21 protein-coding genes are annotated in these 14,301 nt (G+C 43.9%); 4 read left to right on the top strand and 17 right to left on the bottom strand.

The features are described from left to right. Nucleotides 1-2 precede the first annotated feature (2 nt). The 10 genes from VF06_RS06495 to VF06_RS06450 form a co-directional block, all read right to left on the bottom strand. Nucleotides 3-782: a hypothetical protein gene (locus VF06_RS06495; protein ID WP_099065945.1), complete on the bottom strand. Its 780-nt coding sequence runs from the start codon at nt 780-782 to the stop codon at nt 3-5. Continuing rightward, nucleotides 782-1,216: a hypothetical protein gene (locus tag VF06_RS06490; RefSeq protein WP_099065944.1), complete on the bottom strand. Its 435-nt coding sequence runs from the start codon at nt 1,214-1,216 to the stop codon at nt 782-784. The genes VF06_RS06495 and VF06_RS06490 overlap by 1 nt, the downstream gene beginning before the upstream one ends. A gap of 4 nt (nt 1,217-1,220) precedes the next feature. Continuing rightward, nucleotides 1,221-1,637 (bottom strand): hypothetical protein, encoded by a 417-nt coding sequence (locus tag VF06_RS06485; RefSeq protein ID WP_099065943.1) that lies wholly within the window; start codon nt 1,635-1,637, stop codon nt 1,221-1,223. Next, complete coding sequence (locus VF06_RS06480) at nt 1,630-2,676, bottom strand: class I SAM-dependent methyltransferase (protein WP_099065942.1); 1,047 nt, start codon at nt 2,674-2,676, stop codon at nt 1,630-1,632. The genes VF06_RS06485 and VF06_RS06480 overlap by 8 nt, the downstream gene beginning before the upstream one ends. 49 nt (nt 2,677-2,725) lie before the next feature. Further along, the gene (locus VF06_RS06475; protein ID WP_099065941.1) at nt 2,726-3,271 is read right to left on the bottom strand and encodes a hypothetical protein; all 546 of its coding nucleotides are present in this window, start codon (nt 3,269-3,271) and stop codon (nt 2,726-2,728) included. 19 nt (nt 3,272-3,290) lie between these two features. Continuing rightward, complete coding sequence (locus VF06_RS06470) at nt 3,291-3,614, bottom strand: hypothetical protein (RefSeq protein ID WP_099065940.1); 324 nt, start codon at nt 3,612-3,614, stop codon at nt 3,291-3,293. 41 nt (nt 3,615-3,655) lie between these two features. Next, nucleotides 3,656-3,877, bottom strand: a complete 222-nt coding sequence (locus tag VF06_RS06465) for a hypothetical protein (protein ID WP_099065939.1) — start codon at nt 3,875-3,877, stop codon at nt 3,656-3,658. A gap of 63 nt (nt 3,878-3,940) precedes the next feature. After that, the gene (dnaN, locus tag VF06_RS06460) at nt 3,941-5,494 is read right to left on the bottom strand and encodes a DNA polymerase III subunit beta (protein WP_099065938.1); all 1,554 of its coding nucleotides are present in this window, start codon (nt 5,492-5,494) and stop codon (nt 3,941-3,943) included. Between the two features lies 1 nt (nt 5,495). Beyond that, nucleotides 5,496-5,984, bottom strand: coding sequence for a hypothetical protein (locus VF06_RS06455; RefSeq protein ID WP_143861618.1), 489 nt, complete (start codon nt 5,982-5,984; stop codon nt 5,496-5,498). 112 nt (nt 5,985-6,096) lie between these two features. Beyond that, complete coding sequence (locus tag VF06_RS06450; RefSeq protein WP_099065936.1) at nt 6,097-6,555, bottom strand: hypothetical protein; 459 nt, start codon at nt 6,553-6,555, stop codon at nt 6,097-6,099. A 48-nt stretch (nt 6,556-6,603) separates the two neighbouring features. Here VF06_RS06450 and VF06_RS06445 point away from each other — a divergent pair, with 48 nt between their 5' ends. The 3 genes from VF06_RS06445 to VF06_RS06435 are packed head-to-tail and all read left to right on the top strand — an operon-like array spanning nt 6,604 to nt 8,703. Next, on the top strand, nt 6,604-7,239 hold the full coding sequence (locus VF06_RS06445; RefSeq protein WP_099065935.1) for a ParB N-terminal domain-containing protein: 636 nt from the start codon (nt 6,604-6,606) through the stop codon (nt 7,237-7,239). A 3-nt stretch (nt 7,240-7,242) separates the two neighbouring features. Beyond that, entirely contained in the window at nt 7,243-7,947 is a 705-nt protein-coding gene (locus tag VF06_RS06440) for a ParB N-terminal domain-containing protein (protein ID WP_099065934.1), read from the top strand. A 27-nt stretch (nt 7,948-7,974) separates the two neighbouring features. Next, nucleotides 7,975-8,703, top strand: a complete 729-nt coding sequence (locus VF06_RS06435; RefSeq protein WP_099065933.1) for a methyltransferase domain-containing protein — start codon at nt 7,975-7,977, stop codon at nt 8,701-8,703. On the opposite strand, the gene VF06_RS06430 is transcribed toward VF06_RS06435, so the two are convergent. Next, on the bottom strand, nt 8,696-8,887 hold the full coding sequence (locus tag VF06_RS06430) for a hypothetical protein (RefSeq protein WP_099065932.1): 192 nt from the start codon (nt 8,885-8,887) through the stop codon (nt 8,696-8,698). The two genes, VF06_RS06435 and VF06_RS06430, sit on opposite strands and share 8 nt — an antisense overlap. 19 nt (nt 8,888-8,906) lie before the next feature. Between VF06_RS06430 and VF06_RS06425 the strand changes: the two genes are divergently transcribed. Next, nucleotides 8,907-9,860, top strand: a complete 954-nt coding sequence (locus VF06_RS06425) for a peptidoglycan-binding domain-containing protein (protein ID WP_099065931.1) — start codon at nt 8,907-8,909, stop codon at nt 9,858-9,860. A gap of 127 nt (nt 9,861-9,987) precedes the next feature. On the opposite strand, the gene VF06_RS06420 is transcribed toward VF06_RS06425, so the two are convergent. The 6 genes from VF06_RS06420 to VF06_RS06395 are packed head-to-tail and all read right to left on the bottom strand — an operon-like array spanning nt 9,988 to nt 14,290. Beyond that, entirely contained in the window at nt 9,988-10,551 is a 564-nt protein-coding gene (locus VF06_RS06420; RefSeq protein ID WP_099065930.1) for a hypothetical protein, read from the bottom strand. Nucleotides 10,552-10,558: 7 nt separating this feature from the next. After that, nucleotides 10,559-11,329 carry a hypothetical protein gene (locus VF06_RS06415; protein ID WP_099065929.1) on the bottom strand — a complete coding sequence of 257 codons (771 nt, stop codon included), beginning with the start codon at nt 11,327-11,329 and terminating at the stop codon, nt 10,559-10,561. Nucleotides 11,330-11,350: 21 nt separating this feature from the next. Then, nucleotides 11,351-11,923 carry a hypothetical protein gene (locus VF06_RS06410; protein ID WP_099065928.1) on the bottom strand — a complete coding sequence of 191 codons (573 nt, stop codon included), beginning with the start codon at nt 11,921-11,923 and terminating at the stop codon, nt 11,351-11,353. A gap of 2 nt (nt 11,924-11,925) precedes the next feature. Beyond that, entirely contained in the window at nt 11,926-12,600 is a 675-nt protein-coding gene (locus VF06_RS06405; RefSeq protein WP_099065927.1) for a hypothetical protein, read from the bottom strand. Continuing rightward, on the bottom strand, nt 12,587-13,516 hold the full coding sequence (locus VF06_RS06400) for a ParB N-terminal domain-containing protein (RefSeq protein WP_099065926.1): 930 nt from the start codon (nt 13,514-13,516) through the stop codon (nt 12,587-12,589). Before VF06_RS06400 ends, VF06_RS06405 begins: the two co-directional genes overlap by 14 nt. Nucleotides 13,517-13,522: 6 nt before the next feature. Further along, nucleotides 13,523-14,290 (bottom strand): hypothetical protein, encoded by a 768-nt coding sequence (locus VF06_RS06395; protein WP_099065925.1) that lies wholly within the window; start codon nt 14,288-14,290, stop codon nt 13,523-13,525. Between the last annotated feature and the right edge of the window lie 11 nt (nt 14,291-14,301).

The raw sequence follows: 14,301 nt of genomic DNA, 5'->3' as shown, positions 1-14,301 counted from the left end.
AACTACTCAAGATAGGGGCTTAAAACCGTCTGTAAAGGTTCTGGATTATAGATGGCTTCGGTATCGAATTCGTAAGCCTGTTGGAAGATGTTGGCGGCTAAGAGGATATTTTTTTCATCCTCAAGCCAATCATCCAAATCAGCTATTTGAGAGCAAATTTCGTGAGCTTCTAGCCAATGATTTCTGAGCATTTCCATCTGCTCGATAGTCCAATCGAACTCTGGATAATATTCTTCGGTTGAATCAAGCCAGACATTGTTTGTAGAGTTATCTACTACCTCTATAACTTTGGATAATGCCGAAAGCGGATATTCAGCTTCTTCACACAAAGCTTTGAGTTTTTGTTCGTCAAATTCTCCGGCTGGCTCAGATAAAATATTTTCCATCCACACTGGCGGGTCGATATTACCCGAAAGGGATAAAACCAATTGAAAGGATCTTGGTAAATCCTCTACATCAGAATTCCACCACTCCGGGTAAATCGGCCAAACAGGAATCATTCCAAATGGTTCTTCTCCCTCTAACATCGAGTACGGCAAGGAAAATAAATTAGAGTCGATTAGACTAAATAAATTGAGTTCCCATCGACTAGCCAACCCATTGATTAAGTTATCTTCCGCCTCCCAGTCGCAAGGATCTGCCTCATATTCTTCGGGGAAAAAATGTTGGTAAATCTTGTGCAGATTAATTAACCAATCCAGTCTATGGAGATAAGAAACTGCATCACTTATATTATTAGGTAAAACCAGATGATGCAGGTTTTTTGTGTACTCGTAATACATCAGAATCCTGCAATTGGAATATTACTGGCTTCGTTTGGGCACGACCCTAAAAAATCGAGGCTGCGGCGGATTTCATTATCTTCTTGCCTTCCAGCACTCAAGGCTGATTCAATCTGCGGCTGTAAATCGATAACATCCTTGAGTTCGACTTGAGAATTGGTAAAAAATACCTGCTTGCATCTCCAAGCTAAATCAATTGCCGGGTTAAATTCTGAAAGTGCATTTTTTAGCGACTCAATTACAGCATCGTTACCTTTGAGTCCAGCTTGCTTAATCATCCGCACAACTAAACCTTGAGCGGTAGTTTCTCGCTTGATTTCGGCATTAGCTAACTGGGGATAAAATGGCACGATTACCTTTTTTAAATCCTCGTCATTTTGAGCGATCGCATCGTCAATTGTGATATCTTGCCCGTCAATTTTGATAATTGCCATTGGTTTAGTCCTCAAAAAGATTTAACGTCGTTTGCTCTGCGTCTGATGCCGTCCCGGATTGTGGCTGCACTTCTATATTTGGCAGCAAGAGTTTGGGTTTTAATTTTGCAGATTTAGTGTTTGGCTTATCGGCAGACTTCTCTTCTTTTGGTAGAGGTTTTGTTTGTTCGCGCTCAATTGCCGCAGTTAATCTTGCTGGCAATTCAGCTTGAAGCTGGGCTAACAATTCATCAATCAACTGTTGAATGCAAGCCAAATCGTTTGAGCGATGACTCTTAAAAATAGGGGGGTCTTGATGGTTCCTGATACCTATCAAAATTTGCCGTCCTTCGGGGGAACCATCTTCAGGGAAGATTTGCAAGCTCACAGTTATCGGACAGTTGGGAAATTCATAGGATTTAGCTAATTCAGGTTTATCCATTCGATTTACGTAAAGTGACTAATTTGGTGGAAACTCCTACGGGGCGATCGCCTTTTCTAAAAGCATCCTTCGGTAATGCTTTAGCTACACCGCCGACGCTATAAAACCAGTCGCGGAATTCGGATTCAATTCTTGTAGAACGGTCGAATATTCCGCTAGATGCGATCGCCACTAAAATGCCGCCTTCGCTCAAGCAGTAGTCATAGGCATAGCGGATATGAATTGCATCCCCATTGCGCTTAAAGTCTGGGTTCATAGCAATCCGGGAGTAGGTTCCACGGAAAGTCAAAAAGTCTTGCTCGTAAACCTTGAACCCCTTCAGGCGCAAAAGCTGGGCTAAGTCGGGTACAATTTCCACGCAATCAACCTCACAACCAAGCTTCACCAAAGCATCGGCAATGTGTCCCGAACCTGCTGACGGTTCTAGGACTTTCATACCGGGGGCGAGTTTGAGCCTTTCAATCATCAAATCGACTATATCGGGCGGTGTGGGAAAATAACCAGGGATATTCGATACAGCCGCCCACTGCTGCAACCGCCGTAACTGCTGTTGCTTTTGGCGCTCTGGGTCGATGGTTACAGGGTTTGCCTTTAACATCTCAAGCAAGGTGTCGCGGGCTAATTGGAATCGTTCACTTTTCAGTCCTGCGGCAATCAATCGCTCTTGGGGTTGTAGATGCCCGTAGTAAATCTGCTCGACCAAAGCGCGGGTCTTAACTTGCATCAAGATTAAAGGCACAGAACCATTTTCTAAGGCAGTAGCTATCAGGCGCAGACATTGTTGAATCTGCTCTAACTGCTCGCCTTCTTGTTCTATGGCTCGACCAACCCGTAACTTTCTAGCGGTTAGGTCACCGCTTAAAATTGAGGGATTCAGCTTCTCGTCGATGGAGACTTGCATAGCATCAGCCATTTCCCGAAACCGCTGTGATAGTTCTAAGTCGGATTGGGTGACTGGCTTTTTGGGAGGCGTCACACTCTCAAGCAAATCTTCGTCGCCCCGCGAGGAGGCGAACAAGCTTAGTTGCGTATTTTTCATAAGTGAAGTTTTGGAGAACCAGGAAAATTTTCCTGGACTCATGGTTTAATTATTCCGACTTGGGCTGAATCTCATCTGAGAGTTTCTGCAACAGGCAAACGACTGTCTTTAAGTCCTCTCCAAACTTATCTGAATTCTGAAACTCAAACCTGTGGCTATAAACGTACTCTGATTGAGAAAGAGCAAAAATCAATGCTTCAAGCGCCTCTTCGGGTGTCAATCGCTTTGGCTGAAATTCTTCTCTAATCCTGCCCATCGTCGCTAACAAGCGATCTACTATTTCTGAGGGTTTAGCACCAAAAGTCTCGCCTTTGCTTGTTTCTACCTCCCACATGTCGTCACTATAGCGAAATATGCAGATCTTAGTGTCTTGATAAGTAAAGGTTGCAAACGTCCGACGGCTGTCGCTATCAAACTCAATCCCCATAGCATTTTGCAAATCTGCTGCAAACACGGGATCGAAGACTTCTCGAAATTTAGCGATCGCTGTTTGTTTTTTGCGTTCTTCTTCGGCGATGCGCTCCTGTTTCTTGGCTTCTAAATCGGCTAAATGGCGGGTGTACGCATTGGTAATCATTTGTTCTAAGTCAATCATGTTTGTAGCTCCTATAGATTTAAAAAGGGATAGGGTCGCTTAAATTCTCAATCTCTCCCTCTGATAGTCCGTATGCTCGTCCGTACTCCCTCCAAGCATCGTCCGGTAGTACTGCGGTTACAACCAAGCTAGGAAAACAAAAACGCAAATCATTCACGAACCAATCGCTTGCCATCCTCAATTGAAACCATCGGCCGCCGCCGTCTGCAAAGTAAATTACTAAGCGGCATTCTAGGTTTTGAAAGGGGAACAAGTTTAACATTGACCAAGCCCAACAGCGAATATGAGCGCAGTTATCAAAGCTGATGTAAGGCTTTTTGGGCGCGAGAAAACTTGGATTCATGTTCTAGGAAAATTGTTCTAAAAAGTTATACGGTCTTTCTATCAAAACTCTGGCAAAGATTCGTAGAATCCAGATCCTTGATGGTCTAAAACATCTGAGTAGTGGTAAGCTAAATCTTCATCTTGGCTTAAGAAATCTGACCAAAAAACCTTGGAAGTCTCTTGCCTGCTCTCCAGTTCCGTTATCACCTCGTTTCTTTCTTCGTCTGTTAAATCAGTCTGCAAATATGCAATGAGGGCGGCTTTGACAATTTTGTCGTTCATAGTCGGATACCAATATGAGTGAAACTCCCGGCTAGAGCCGGGAGACTAAAAGGCGATCGCTGATTACTCTCGAATCTGTACGGGCATAATCAACGCCACAATGTCATAGCCGTTAAGCGGCACCACAATTACTGGCGTAGCTTTCTGGTTGATTTTGATTGCTACTTCTTGAGTACCAATGCTTCTTAAGGCTTCGCTAATATATTTGACGTTGAAAGCTATTTTGATGTCTTCTCCAGATAGTTCGGCTGGGACTGCTTCAGTTCCCGACCCGGCTTCTTCGTTTTCGGAAGACAAGACAACTTTCTTAGATTCAACAGACATCTTGATCAGATTGTTCTTGTAGTCGGACAACACAGAAACCCGACTGACAGAACCAATCAAAGGTAAACGTTCTACCCAAAGTTCGCGCTGGAATTTCTTGGGAATTAGCGAATCGTATTTGGGGTAGTCGCCTTCAAGGACGCGCCCGACAATAGTTGCTTCCTCTAGACGAATCTGAACTATGCTGCTACCGCTATCGCTAGCTTCATAGCTAACCTCAACCATCGACTCGTCTTTACCTAGATACCGCTCGACTTCGCGTAAAGTGCGAACCGGAATTGTTAGATGCTGTGGGCTTTCGATGTCGGAAGTGAAGTTGAGTTCGCACCGATATAAAGCCAGTCGGTGTCCGTCAGTCGCAGCTATTTCTAGCTTCTGGTCGGGAGTAACAACAAAGTGCGCTCCAGTCAAAACGAGCTTCGTCAGATCGGTAGATGCTGCATACAAGGTACTTCCTAAGCCCACTCGCATTGCTTTGGTGCTGAGCTTAAACTTCTTGAGGTTTGAAGTGGGAATGGGCAATTCGGGATAATCGTAGGCATCTCTACCTGATATCTCAAATATCCCATTAGCTGTGGTCAGCTTGGCTTTATCAGAAGATTCGTTACGCTCTAAGGTAATTGTCCCTTCGGGTAGCTGGCAAAGGATATCGTGAAGGATGGCAACGGTAACCGTGTAGCTCCCGCCCACGGGGACTTCTGTTGCAACAAACTCAACAATGACCCCCAGCGATAAATCAAATCCTACTAATTCAACTCGCTTAGTCTTGGCATCAGCTGTAATTTTGACGTTGTTGAGGATCGGATGAATTGACAGTTGCCGGATAACTCGCCGCACTTGAGCTAACGCCTTGGCAAAAGCCGCACTATTGCAGGAAAATTTGAAGTAACCAGTGCTTTTGTCTTGGTAGGACACCTCTGGCTCTGGTGTTGAGTTCTCGGCTTGGGTCTCAGTTACAGCTGAGTCTTCGGGAACATCAACTTCATTCTCGCTTGCCGTTGAGTCCTCAGCAACCTCAGATTCAGCCTCGGCTACTGTTGAGTCCTCGGCAACCTCAGATTCAGCCTCAGTTACAGCTGGGGCTGATGATTTGAGGGTCACCCAATCAGGCTTCAATGTCACAATTTTCGCATCATGACATTTGAGTTTTAACCAACCTTTAGCACTAAATCCAACTACGGGGGCTTCGGTTCCGTTGTAGGTAGTATTTTTGGGATCTTGCAATCGCAAGATTTCTACCGTATCGCCAACTGCAAAAGTCGTCGTCGGCTGCTCAACTGATGTTGCGGTCATATTAAACCTCTAGATCGAATAGTGAAAGTTGTCCGGGGTGGGAATACCTTGAAGTCTCAACCCCATCAATATAAAGCTGACACGCTTTGAGCGCATCAGACATTGTTGCCTCATCCATACTGATTGGATCTAGTTCTACTTTAGAGCCACAAGGATCGTGCAGCTGCAAGTGATAATCACCAACCAATTCAGTAATTACGATCGCCCAATGCTTGTAAATGAACTCTTCAGAAACCAGAATAAAGAACTTATCGAAAAAGTACCAATCCAATTCATTACCAGCATCACAAAGCCAATCGTAACTACGAATCATCCGACAAGTTTTTTGAAAAAATCTATTAGCTTTTTCAAAACTTGTAAAGCAACGTCGATGCCAAAAAATGCGACCGCTGGAATCAAACATTACGAGATGAAACTTACTAGGCAAGATTTCATCTATGATAAAATTCCAGGTTATTTGGCTTGAATTTATTTGTTGAAAATTTGTCATACCCTCCTTTCTAGCGGCAAGTTTGAATACTTGCCACATTTAGATCATAACACATTTTTTGATTATTTGCAACATTTTACTAGAAAGGGAAAAACGCGCTCATTTCTTAAGTTTAAGATTCCAGACTTGGGCGCGGTGCAGACACGACTTTTTTTTGCTTCCTAATCTCTTTCAGTATTATTACTGTAAAAACATTAGATAAATTGGTATATACAGGTGTAAGAGGTTCTATCTTTTTAACTAATTCACTGAGTTGGTTGTAAGCTTCTTGGGTTATTGTAAGGGTTGCCCACGGAGAGTAAGAAGGCGCAACATCCTCTGCTATTTCATTTAGCAGGCTTTCATCTTTAGAGCAAGCCGAGGTATATTTCAGAATTACGTTTGAACTATATTCTTGTTGCGAGATAAATTTTCCTCCAGTCTCAACTAGCCAATCTACATGGCTCCTTAGCTTATCCCTCATATCCTTGTTGAGTCTGATCTTCTCGGTGGGAACTCCTCTAAACTTCCTGCCAGCGCCAGGGCGAAAGCCTCCTGACTGCTTTGGTTTTGTTTCTCGATCTTTTGCCATGCAAGTACTCAAACGTTAATTCTTCTATTATTTTAAACATTATCTTTGATGAAAAAAAACTTAACTTCACCGAATAATATGGTGATTGAAACTTGGGAGATTGAAAGAGCAGTGAACGCTCTTACAAAAAACAATCCTGGAATAATTACCGCCAAACAATTAAGTGATTTACGAAACGGCATCAAGCAGTTTGGTTTGCTGTTACCCCCTATTTTTAATAAGCGAACCGGTAATATAGTTGGCGGACATCAAAGGATTCGGGCAGCACAGGCAGAAGGCTTAACTGAGATTGAAGTCAACGTAGTCGATTTTGAGGAAAAAGCTGAGGCTAGATTAGGGCTAGCTCTCAATCGCATCAATGGGAAGTGGGATTATCAAATCCTAGAAGAAGTTTTGGCAGAATTATCTACTTCCGAGGCGATCGCTTTTTCTGGCTTTAGTGAGTCTGACCTAGTAGAAATCATGTCGGACTACGAGGAACCCTTTGAAGAAAGTTTTGAATCTTTTGCCGAACGCTTTAGTACCAAACGAACAACTGAATTTGTAGCGTTCCGCAGCGCTAAAGTGTTTTTCACTTGTTCTAAGCAAGGCTATGAAGCACTCATCCAAAGGTTGTATGCAGAGGTTGGAGTAGATGACATTGCTGCTGGGGCAAGGTTTTTTAAATTAATTGGCTTAGGATAAAACATGGCGTTACAGTATAAAGATTTCACGCTTGCTGCCTTAGAGGGAATGGTGAATCCGAAAAACCCGCGCTGGATGCCAGAATCTCAAATGGCAGCGCTAGAGGAATCACTAAAAGAATTTGGCTTAGTAGAACCGCTAATTGTTAATGTTAGAAACAATCAAGTAGTCGGCGGACACCAAAGAATTCAAGCCGGAAAAAACGCTGGATATAAAAAGCTTACGGCGGTGCTTGTAGATTTACCCTATGACCAAGAAATGGCTCTTAATCTTTCTCTTAATAAAATTAAGGGAGACTGGGACTACGATAAATTAGCCGAGATTTTATCAACTTTTGATAGTGAAGATTTGGTGGGTACCGGATTCACCGCCCAGGAAACTGAGGCGATTGTAGCTAACGCTATCACTGAAGCTGAAAACCTAGCTTTTGGCAGCGATTCTGTGGTTGAAGAAATACGCAATCGCAGCAATGAGGAAGTAGAAGAAGAACTAGAAAGTACCGTTAAGGTGCAGTTTGGAATGTTTTCCAAACACGTTCCGGCTAGTACATATGAAGCCTGGGTAGAACGCTTAAGTAATTTAAGTCCCAACGGAAATAGCCCAGCAGCACTGGGGACTGTAATAGCCGAAATGCTAAATATTCAACCACTCGCTGAGGAGGAAAACGAACAACAGCAAGAACAAGAACCACAACAGACAGCAGCATAAATTTAAATTCAAAAACCTCAAAAAAATATGTCAAAAATAACGCCCTTAAAAGCCGATGATGGTATTTTCGTTAGTCCAGGCAGTTGGGAATTTAATTCTCAAGTAGCTCCCAAATTTAACTCTCATGTCATTAAATCAGTTCCTTATTATTTAGATACCCAAGTTGCTGTTTCTGAAATATCTGATTGGTTCGTCAGAAAAAATTCACTCATCCTAGACTTAGGATGTGCGACTGGAAGCACAATTAGCGATATTTATAGGCGGCATGTAGGCAAAAATATCTCTATTATTGGCATTGATAATTCTGCCCCAATGCTGGAAGAAGCGAGTAAAACTCTCAACGGATTCCAGAGGATAGATCTAATCAAAACCGACATCGAAGCTTATCATTTCCCCCAAGAAATTGATTTGATTTCGAGCCTTTACACTTTGCAATTTATCCACCCCAGATATCGGCAAGATATTTGCCAAAAAATCTACAACAGCCTCAACCCTAGTGGCGGATTTTTACTGGTCGAAAAAGTTGCCGATACTGATAGCACGATGGGCGAGATTTTCAACCATCTGCATTGGCAGCGTAAAGAAGCAATGGGATTGAGCGTTGAGGAGATTCACTCAAAAGCTAAATCATTGCGTGGGGTCATGATTCCGCTAACTTTAGAAAGTAATATTGCAATGCTAGCCGAAGCCGGTTTTACCAAAATTGGGGTTTTCTTCAAATGGTTTAACTTTGCTGGCATCGCAGCAATTAAGTAGTACCTAAGAAGAGGAATTCTCTGCACAAGTTTTCTGTATAGGCTATTCTGCCATCTTTGAATTCCAGTGCCGCTAACGAGACAGGTTGGGGAATAGGTGCGACAGCACACAACAACCTTTGCTTTCCATCACCACCAGTCCAGTAGACGCAGTTGCAGCAAGCTTGTACCTTTTCTGTACTCATATCACTTTTTGTATTCAAAATGAAGCTTCAAGACTTTCATAATACAGAAATCAAACTCAGTTTTGAGGCGATCGCTCAAGACCGAGATTTGGCGTTTGAAATTCAAGCACAATTAATTAACTTAGGACTATTAGAACCTCCCGCTGATGGCAGATTTGGGCCGCTTTCAGCAGCGGCGTTACGAGACTTTCAAAAAAGAAGTAATTCCGGAGAAATTGATTTTATTATTTCTTCGCTAACCGTCCAAAAACTGTTAGAGGCTAAACCCGAGGATTTTCAAACGCCACTACAGTTGGGGGAAGATTTAGCAAGTCGCATTGTTAAATATATGCTTGCTAAAAACTATCAGCTGTTTACCAACCGCAACGAATACAACATTGTTTACGTTGAGGGGTTGAATGCTGATGGCACTCTCAATAACGACGCTCCCAACGAATTTAACGATTTACGCTTGGTCATCGAAGTTATAGATGGCGTTCCCAAAATTATTGGGCGGTGGCAAGCAACTTCCGAACCAGGAAGCTACTACACCTACCACCCGATGAATCCTGGCGGTGCTGCCAGAATTGCCTTTGGGCAGTACAGAGCTTGGGCTGTGGGCATCCACGGGAATGCCGAACCACATGAAGCGCTGGTGCAAGTTGGTTCAGTCACCGTTTGTCGGGACTTCAACAAAGACTACAAGCGCACCGGCGATAAGTTAGACAGTGGTATTTTCGGGATTAACCAGCATTGGGGCTATGACTACCCGGCTAACAATATCAACAACGCTTCGGCTGGCTGCTTGATTGGGCGATCGCGCGCTGGACATCGAGAATTTATGTCTATAGTCAAACGCGATCGCCGCTACTTGGCTAACAATAATTACGTTTTCTACAGCACAGCGATCGCTGGGGATGAATTGTTGAAGTTTGCGGCAAGCCCAAAGAAGCAGGAAAATTTTCCTGCTTCTAACTCGCTAATCATTTCATGATAAACTCCTAATTGCGTTAATACTTTTAGAATTCTTTGATAGGGAAAAGAATTTCAAGGAGCTATCGATCTAAAGCAGGTGCTAGCCCCTTCCACGAGCAGCGTGCCTGCTTTAGTTTTATGGCTCTTTAATCTTGAGTAATGCCGACTTTTTTCAAAGCACTTTCAAAGGTTTTAGAGGTATCACATAAAGTAGTGCCTTGATGCCACACTTCAAATTCAAAATTCTCGTTAAGACAAATAGACCAAGTAGAGTTTTTACCTAGCCATTTTGTACAATCGCACTTCAATTTCTGTACTCCCTGAATCTTTACTGTTGTAACGGATACAGGTAAAGATCTCTGCGCCTCTTGCTCTTTTTGTTGGGCAAAATAATCTATCAAATCAACTCCTTTGGGTGCTTTTCTTAAGTAAAAAAGCAGCCGTGCTGCGAATTCTGCTTCATCACAGCCAGTGTAGGGAATGCTAAATTCAAAAGTAAACTCAGTCGCCCGAATACCTTCTGGTAGATCGATATCTAATCCACGCATGTATTCAAAGCTAACATTTACCTCCTCACCACCATTTTCATGAATGGTAATACCGCCCCAATCTTGTTCGTAGATTCTGATAAAATCGTTGTTTTGTTCGCACAAACGTCCGCCAAGAAATTCTGCTATTTGCATAGCATTGAATTGGTTTAATCTTTCCATCGCTTTGTTAAATTGATTGAGTTTGAACTTGAGATTGCTTGGCAACAACCGGAACCGTTGATGCTACTTCTATGCCGTGGTATTTGCGCCACCCTGGAATCTGTTTGATGTACTCCAATACACCCGCTTCACCAATTACTCCTAAAAGCAATTCCGCAGATTCCCATTCTTCGGAAGTTGCGTTTATTTCCTTGAGTAAATCAATGAGAGCTTGGTTGAGATGAATTACAGTTCCCATCGCCAAAGAGTAATGAGGTGCTCGGTCAGAGAGCAAATCTTGACGCGATTGGACTTCACCCCCCTGGCGCAGTCTAATATCTAAGATTTCCTGCCCTAGAGGATCTATTGGCAGCTGGTGTTGAGTTGTTTCCAAACTAGACTTTTTACGTCGTCTGGAGGTAGTGCGCTTTACTGGCTCAGATGGAAGTTCCAATACTTGAGCAATGGGCAATACCGTTTGGGCAGTTACCATCCGCCGCCGCCAATCGATTAGGCAGTGGGGATAAACAATATCTGCAATTGTCTCTTGACGCAAGCGGTCAATACCCGCTGGGGTCAATTCGACGTATAACTGACGAGTTATCCAGCCCATGCCTAGATCTAATTCCTCGTCTTCCTCGTTTGAAGGCGCGTATACGGGTAGATCTTCGTTCCACGCGATCGTGTAGTAGAAGTAGCCGCAAGTCGCATCCTGAATACTGACAATTCGGCTCCCCGGTCGCTGCTTGCAAAATTCCTCAACCCAACGCCGTTGTTTTTTATTAGGTTTTCGTGCCATCAGTGTCTCCCAAAATGGCAATTAAATCTGGTAGTAAAGGTAATAGACTGCGGCTTTATAAGTATTGATAAAACCGCTAGCAATGGCTTTTTCATTTCGGTTGGCGCTAACTTCATCCAATGCTGTAAACCTCCAATAAAGAGGTTTCACCCAAGGGTTAGCGATATCCCAAAGCCGCATTTGATAGCTTTCGCTATTTGCTGGCAACCAATAGCTATGGCGGATGTCGGGATGAAGAAGATACCTGCGTTGGTCTAAAATTGTGGTCGCTAAAATTAACTGCGACTCGGACAGATTGTTAACATTAAACCGCTGATTCTTGCAGACTCCGTAGAACCATAAAATCGACTCCAGCTTAATTAGTTGCTTCACGCGAGAATCGGATCTCATCCTCTCGTATTCCTCAACTAAATAGCGGGCAGCTTGGGTCATAGATTTAAACTCTTCTAAGTGATGAGTTTGCCACACGTCGCGTTGTGGGGTTTTGATATGAGTCAGGAAACCAGCAACTTTGTTAGTTCTTGGAACATCGACAGCACAAGTAAAGCCAAACTTGGGATTGGCAGATTGTAAACCACGAATTTTGGAAATCACGATTATTTATTTTGTAAGAGGAAAGACATGACGCTAGCGTTGTGGTCTAGCATTGAAGAACAATCGCACAACATTGAGGGAACCCAAAACAGCTTCCCTTGCTCGTAATCTGGGTTTGAATCTTTTTTAGGGGACGGCGGGCCGTCCCAACCGGCATCCACATATTCGGCTTTTCCACCAGCGTTGGGAAAGATCCATTCTTTGGCGTGGAACCGGGGATTGTGTTCGCACCAAGCACAGCAAATAATCGAACTGCCGGGGTACATAATCAAGCGATCGTAGGTGCAGTTGCGGCGAATCCAGTTAAACACCGAACGGGGATTGGTAGGGTGCGAGTGAATGAGGATATCGGCAGCGCCGCCGATGCCCCCTTGGGGAGGGCGGAACAAGTGGAGCGCATAGGGATTTTCGAGGCTGGGATACCAATGCTTCCAAAGCTGCAATGAACAAAACCCAAAGGTCACGCTAACAGGGCCAAAGTTTTCCACAACAGGATCGAGTATGTGCTTGCACAGCCCCTTTAATCCCCGAACTTCTACACCAGTCCAACTGCTAGGACAGTTGGGGATGCCCTTGGTGATGGCGGTTTGGGAATAGAGAAAGTCGCTCAACATAAAATGTTTTCCCACCCGCACATCCTGGGGGCGAGTACGGGGATGCCATTTACGTTCTGTCATTTTTATCCTCGTAAGAAACTGGTATTACTCTGCCTTTTTTGGTGGCTCGAACTGGCACCACTTCGGCTTCTTCTGACCCAATACAATGAGCATAAAGTCGCCGCAAATCTTTCATCAAAGGCTCTTTGATATCTTCTGGAAAAACGTGGTGGCGCTCAGACGAAATCATTTCATAAAGCCACCAGGTTTGTGCCGCACAATTATCTAGAAAAGTCCGCTTCTTCAAAGCTTTAGCCGTGCGATCGCCAAAGCTTGCAAGGTCAAATAAAGTTCCTTGAGTTTTGGCATCGGCGTCTTTTTGGCGGCGGATATCCCGCAGCAGTTGGCGAATCTGGTTAGCCGTCAAATCGTATTGGGCAGTAATCTTGAATAGCGATTGAATCTCCGTTTGAGTGAGTGTATTATTCTCAGCAAAATTAGCCACTTCAAAAGCGCGAGAGAGTAAATCTAATTTATCAGTTTGTACCTCCCAATCCGTTCCTAAAAGACAAACTAAGGAATGGTATTTTCGCGCCATTCCTTCACTAATTGCTAAACTCTCGCCAGCTTGCTGATAGTTATTGCCGCATTTTTTAATCAGGAAATCAACACAGCGGGTATACTCAAATGAGGTATATTGCAACCTGTTGGCATTGGACATTAACGCCATCATTTGAGCTTCTTGCAAGCTAATTTGGTGAACGCGACAAGGGGCAGAAGTGTCCCCCCGACGAATCATCGACTCTAATCGGTGATGCCCAGCAATCACAAACTTTTTTCCTTCTGGCGTTAGCCAAATATCTAAAGGATCTAACGCTTCCGGCTTCCAATTTGCTACTAGCCATTGCACCCGTTCTTCATCAAAATCGACAGAGCGAAATTGAAATAGTGCAGTGTCTTTTTCTATTTCACTTATTCGGATTCTAGTTATTTTCATTGGAACCTAACCCAAAAAATCAAATAAATTGGTTTGCACTACTCCACCGAAGGGTGGCGCTACAGTTTCATCAGCCTCATCTTCGTCAGCTTCAACTATTGGAGATTCCAAAATATTGAGTTGCCCGTCTATTTCTGAAGGCTTGGTAGGACGTTTAGTTTGCTTTTCTTCTAAAGATCTAGTGCGCTTGCTAACCCAACCTCTTTGTTTTGCTTGTTCGACAACTTTGGCGCGGATATCTCGTGCCAACTCTTCATAGTCATGTTTGATGCTTTTGTAATCAACAGGGCGGCTACCAATAATTTCCCAGGTGTCTTTGACACCATCACGCAAGCGATTATGGGACACCATCGCTTCATTACACGCCCACAAATAAACATCAGTCCAGCGGCTTCCCATAGGCGCTTCATAGCTTGCGGGCATCATTACCGCTACTATCTCGGCTGGAGTCGCCAAACTGCCGACAATGCCTTTTTCGTGTTCCTCGAACACGAGCTTCAGACGGTCAATGGCGATCGCTTTAAATATCCAAGGGGGTATGCAGTCCATCCAAGGACTGCGATGGGTGATGACAGGCCCCGCGATATAGCGAATGTGCGCGAGTTCCATATCTGCCATGTCCAATAGGGCAGCTGTAACTTCTTTTGCTAACTCCATCTCAGTCATGAAAAGCAACAACTTCTGTGTCGTTGGGGGCAGCTTCTTTTGGGCTTGCTTGCGGCGGTTTTCGGCGGCTAGGGCTTCAACATCAAACAAAGGTTTAGCTTCAGTCATAGTTAAAAATG

The organism is Nostoc linckia z4 (genome assembly GCF_002608075.1).
In the GTDB taxonomy this organism is placed as follows: Bacteria; Cyanobacteriota; Cyanobacteriia; order Cyanobacteriales; family Nostocaceae; genus Nostoc; species Nostoc linckia.
Note: the sequence above shows the minus strand (reverse complement) of the source record. Positions and strands in the feature narration are given on the sequence as shown.

Coding starts and splice junctions, on each gene's coding strand:
- VF06_RS06495 (WP_099065945.1), bottom strand. CDS start 782: ATGTATTACGAGTACACAAAAAACCTGCATCATCTGGTTTTACCTAAT.
- VF06_RS06490 (WP_099065944.1), bottom strand. CDS start 1,216: ATGGCAATTATCAAAATTGACGGGCAAGATATCACAATTGACGATGCG.
- VF06_RS06485 (WP_099065943.1), bottom strand. CDS start 1,637: ATGGATAAACCTGAATTAGCTAAATCCTATGAATTTCCCAACTGTCCG.
- VF06_RS06480 (WP_099065942.1), bottom strand. CDS start 2,676: ATGAAAAATACGCAACTAAGCTTGTTCGCCTCCTCGCGGGGCGACGAA.
- VF06_RS06475 (WP_099065941.1), bottom strand. CDS start 3,271: ATGATTGACTTAGAACAAATGATTACCAATGCGTACACCCGCCATTTA.
- VF06_RS06470 (WP_099065940.1), bottom strand. CDS start 3,614: ATGAATCCAAGTTTTCTCGCGCCCAAAAAGCCTTACATCAGCTTTGAT.
- VF06_RS06465 (WP_099065939.1), bottom strand. CDS start 3,877: ATGAACGACAAAATTGTCAAAGCCGCCCTCATTGCATATTTGCAGACT.
- dnaN (WP_099065938.1), bottom strand. CDS start 5,494: ATGACCGCAACATCAGTTGAGCAGCCGACGACGACTTTTGCAGTTGGC.
- VF06_RS06455 (WP_143861618.1), bottom strand. CDS start 5,984: ATGACAAATTTTCAACAAATAAATTCAAGCCAAATAACCTGGAATTTT.
- VF06_RS06450 (WP_099065936.1), bottom strand. CDS start 6,555: ATGGCAAAAGATCGAGAAACAAAACCAAAGCAGTCAGGAGGCTTTCGC.
- VF06_RS06445 (WP_099065935.1), top strand. CDS start 6,604: ATGAAAAAAAACTTAACTTCACCGAATAATATGGTGATTGAAACTTGG.
- VF06_RS06440 (WP_099065934.1), top strand. CDS start 7,243: ATGGCGTTACAGTATAAAGATTTCACGCTTGCTGCCTTAGAGGGAATG.
- VF06_RS06435 (WP_099065933.1), top strand. CDS start 7,975: ATGTCAAAAATAACGCCCTTAAAAGCCGATGATGGTATTTTCGTTAGT.
- VF06_RS06430 (WP_099065932.1), bottom strand. CDS start 8,887: ATGAGTACAGAAAAGGTACAAGCTTGCTGCAACTGCGTCTACTGGACT.
- VF06_RS06425 (WP_099065931.1), top strand. CDS start 8,907: ATGAAGCTTCAAGACTTTCATAATACAGAAATCAAACTCAGTTTTGAG.
- VF06_RS06420 (WP_099065930.1), bottom strand. CDS start 10,551: ATGGAAAGATTAAACCAATTCAATGCTATGCAAATAGCAGAATTTCTT.
- VF06_RS06415 (WP_099065929.1), bottom strand. CDS start 11,329: ATGGCACGAAAACCTAATAAAAAACAACGGCGTTGGGTTGAGGAATTT.
- VF06_RS06405 (WP_099065927.1), bottom strand. CDS start 12,600: ATGACAGAACGTAAATGGCATCCCCGTACTCGCCCCCAGGATGTGCGG.
- VF06_RS06400 (WP_099065926.1), bottom strand. CDS start 13,516: ATGAAAATAACTAGAATCCGAATAAGTGAAATAGAAAAAGACACTGCA.
- VF06_RS06395 (WP_099065925.1), bottom strand. CDS start 14,290: ATGACTGAAGCTAAACCTTTGTTTGATGTTGAAGCCCTAGCCGCCGAA.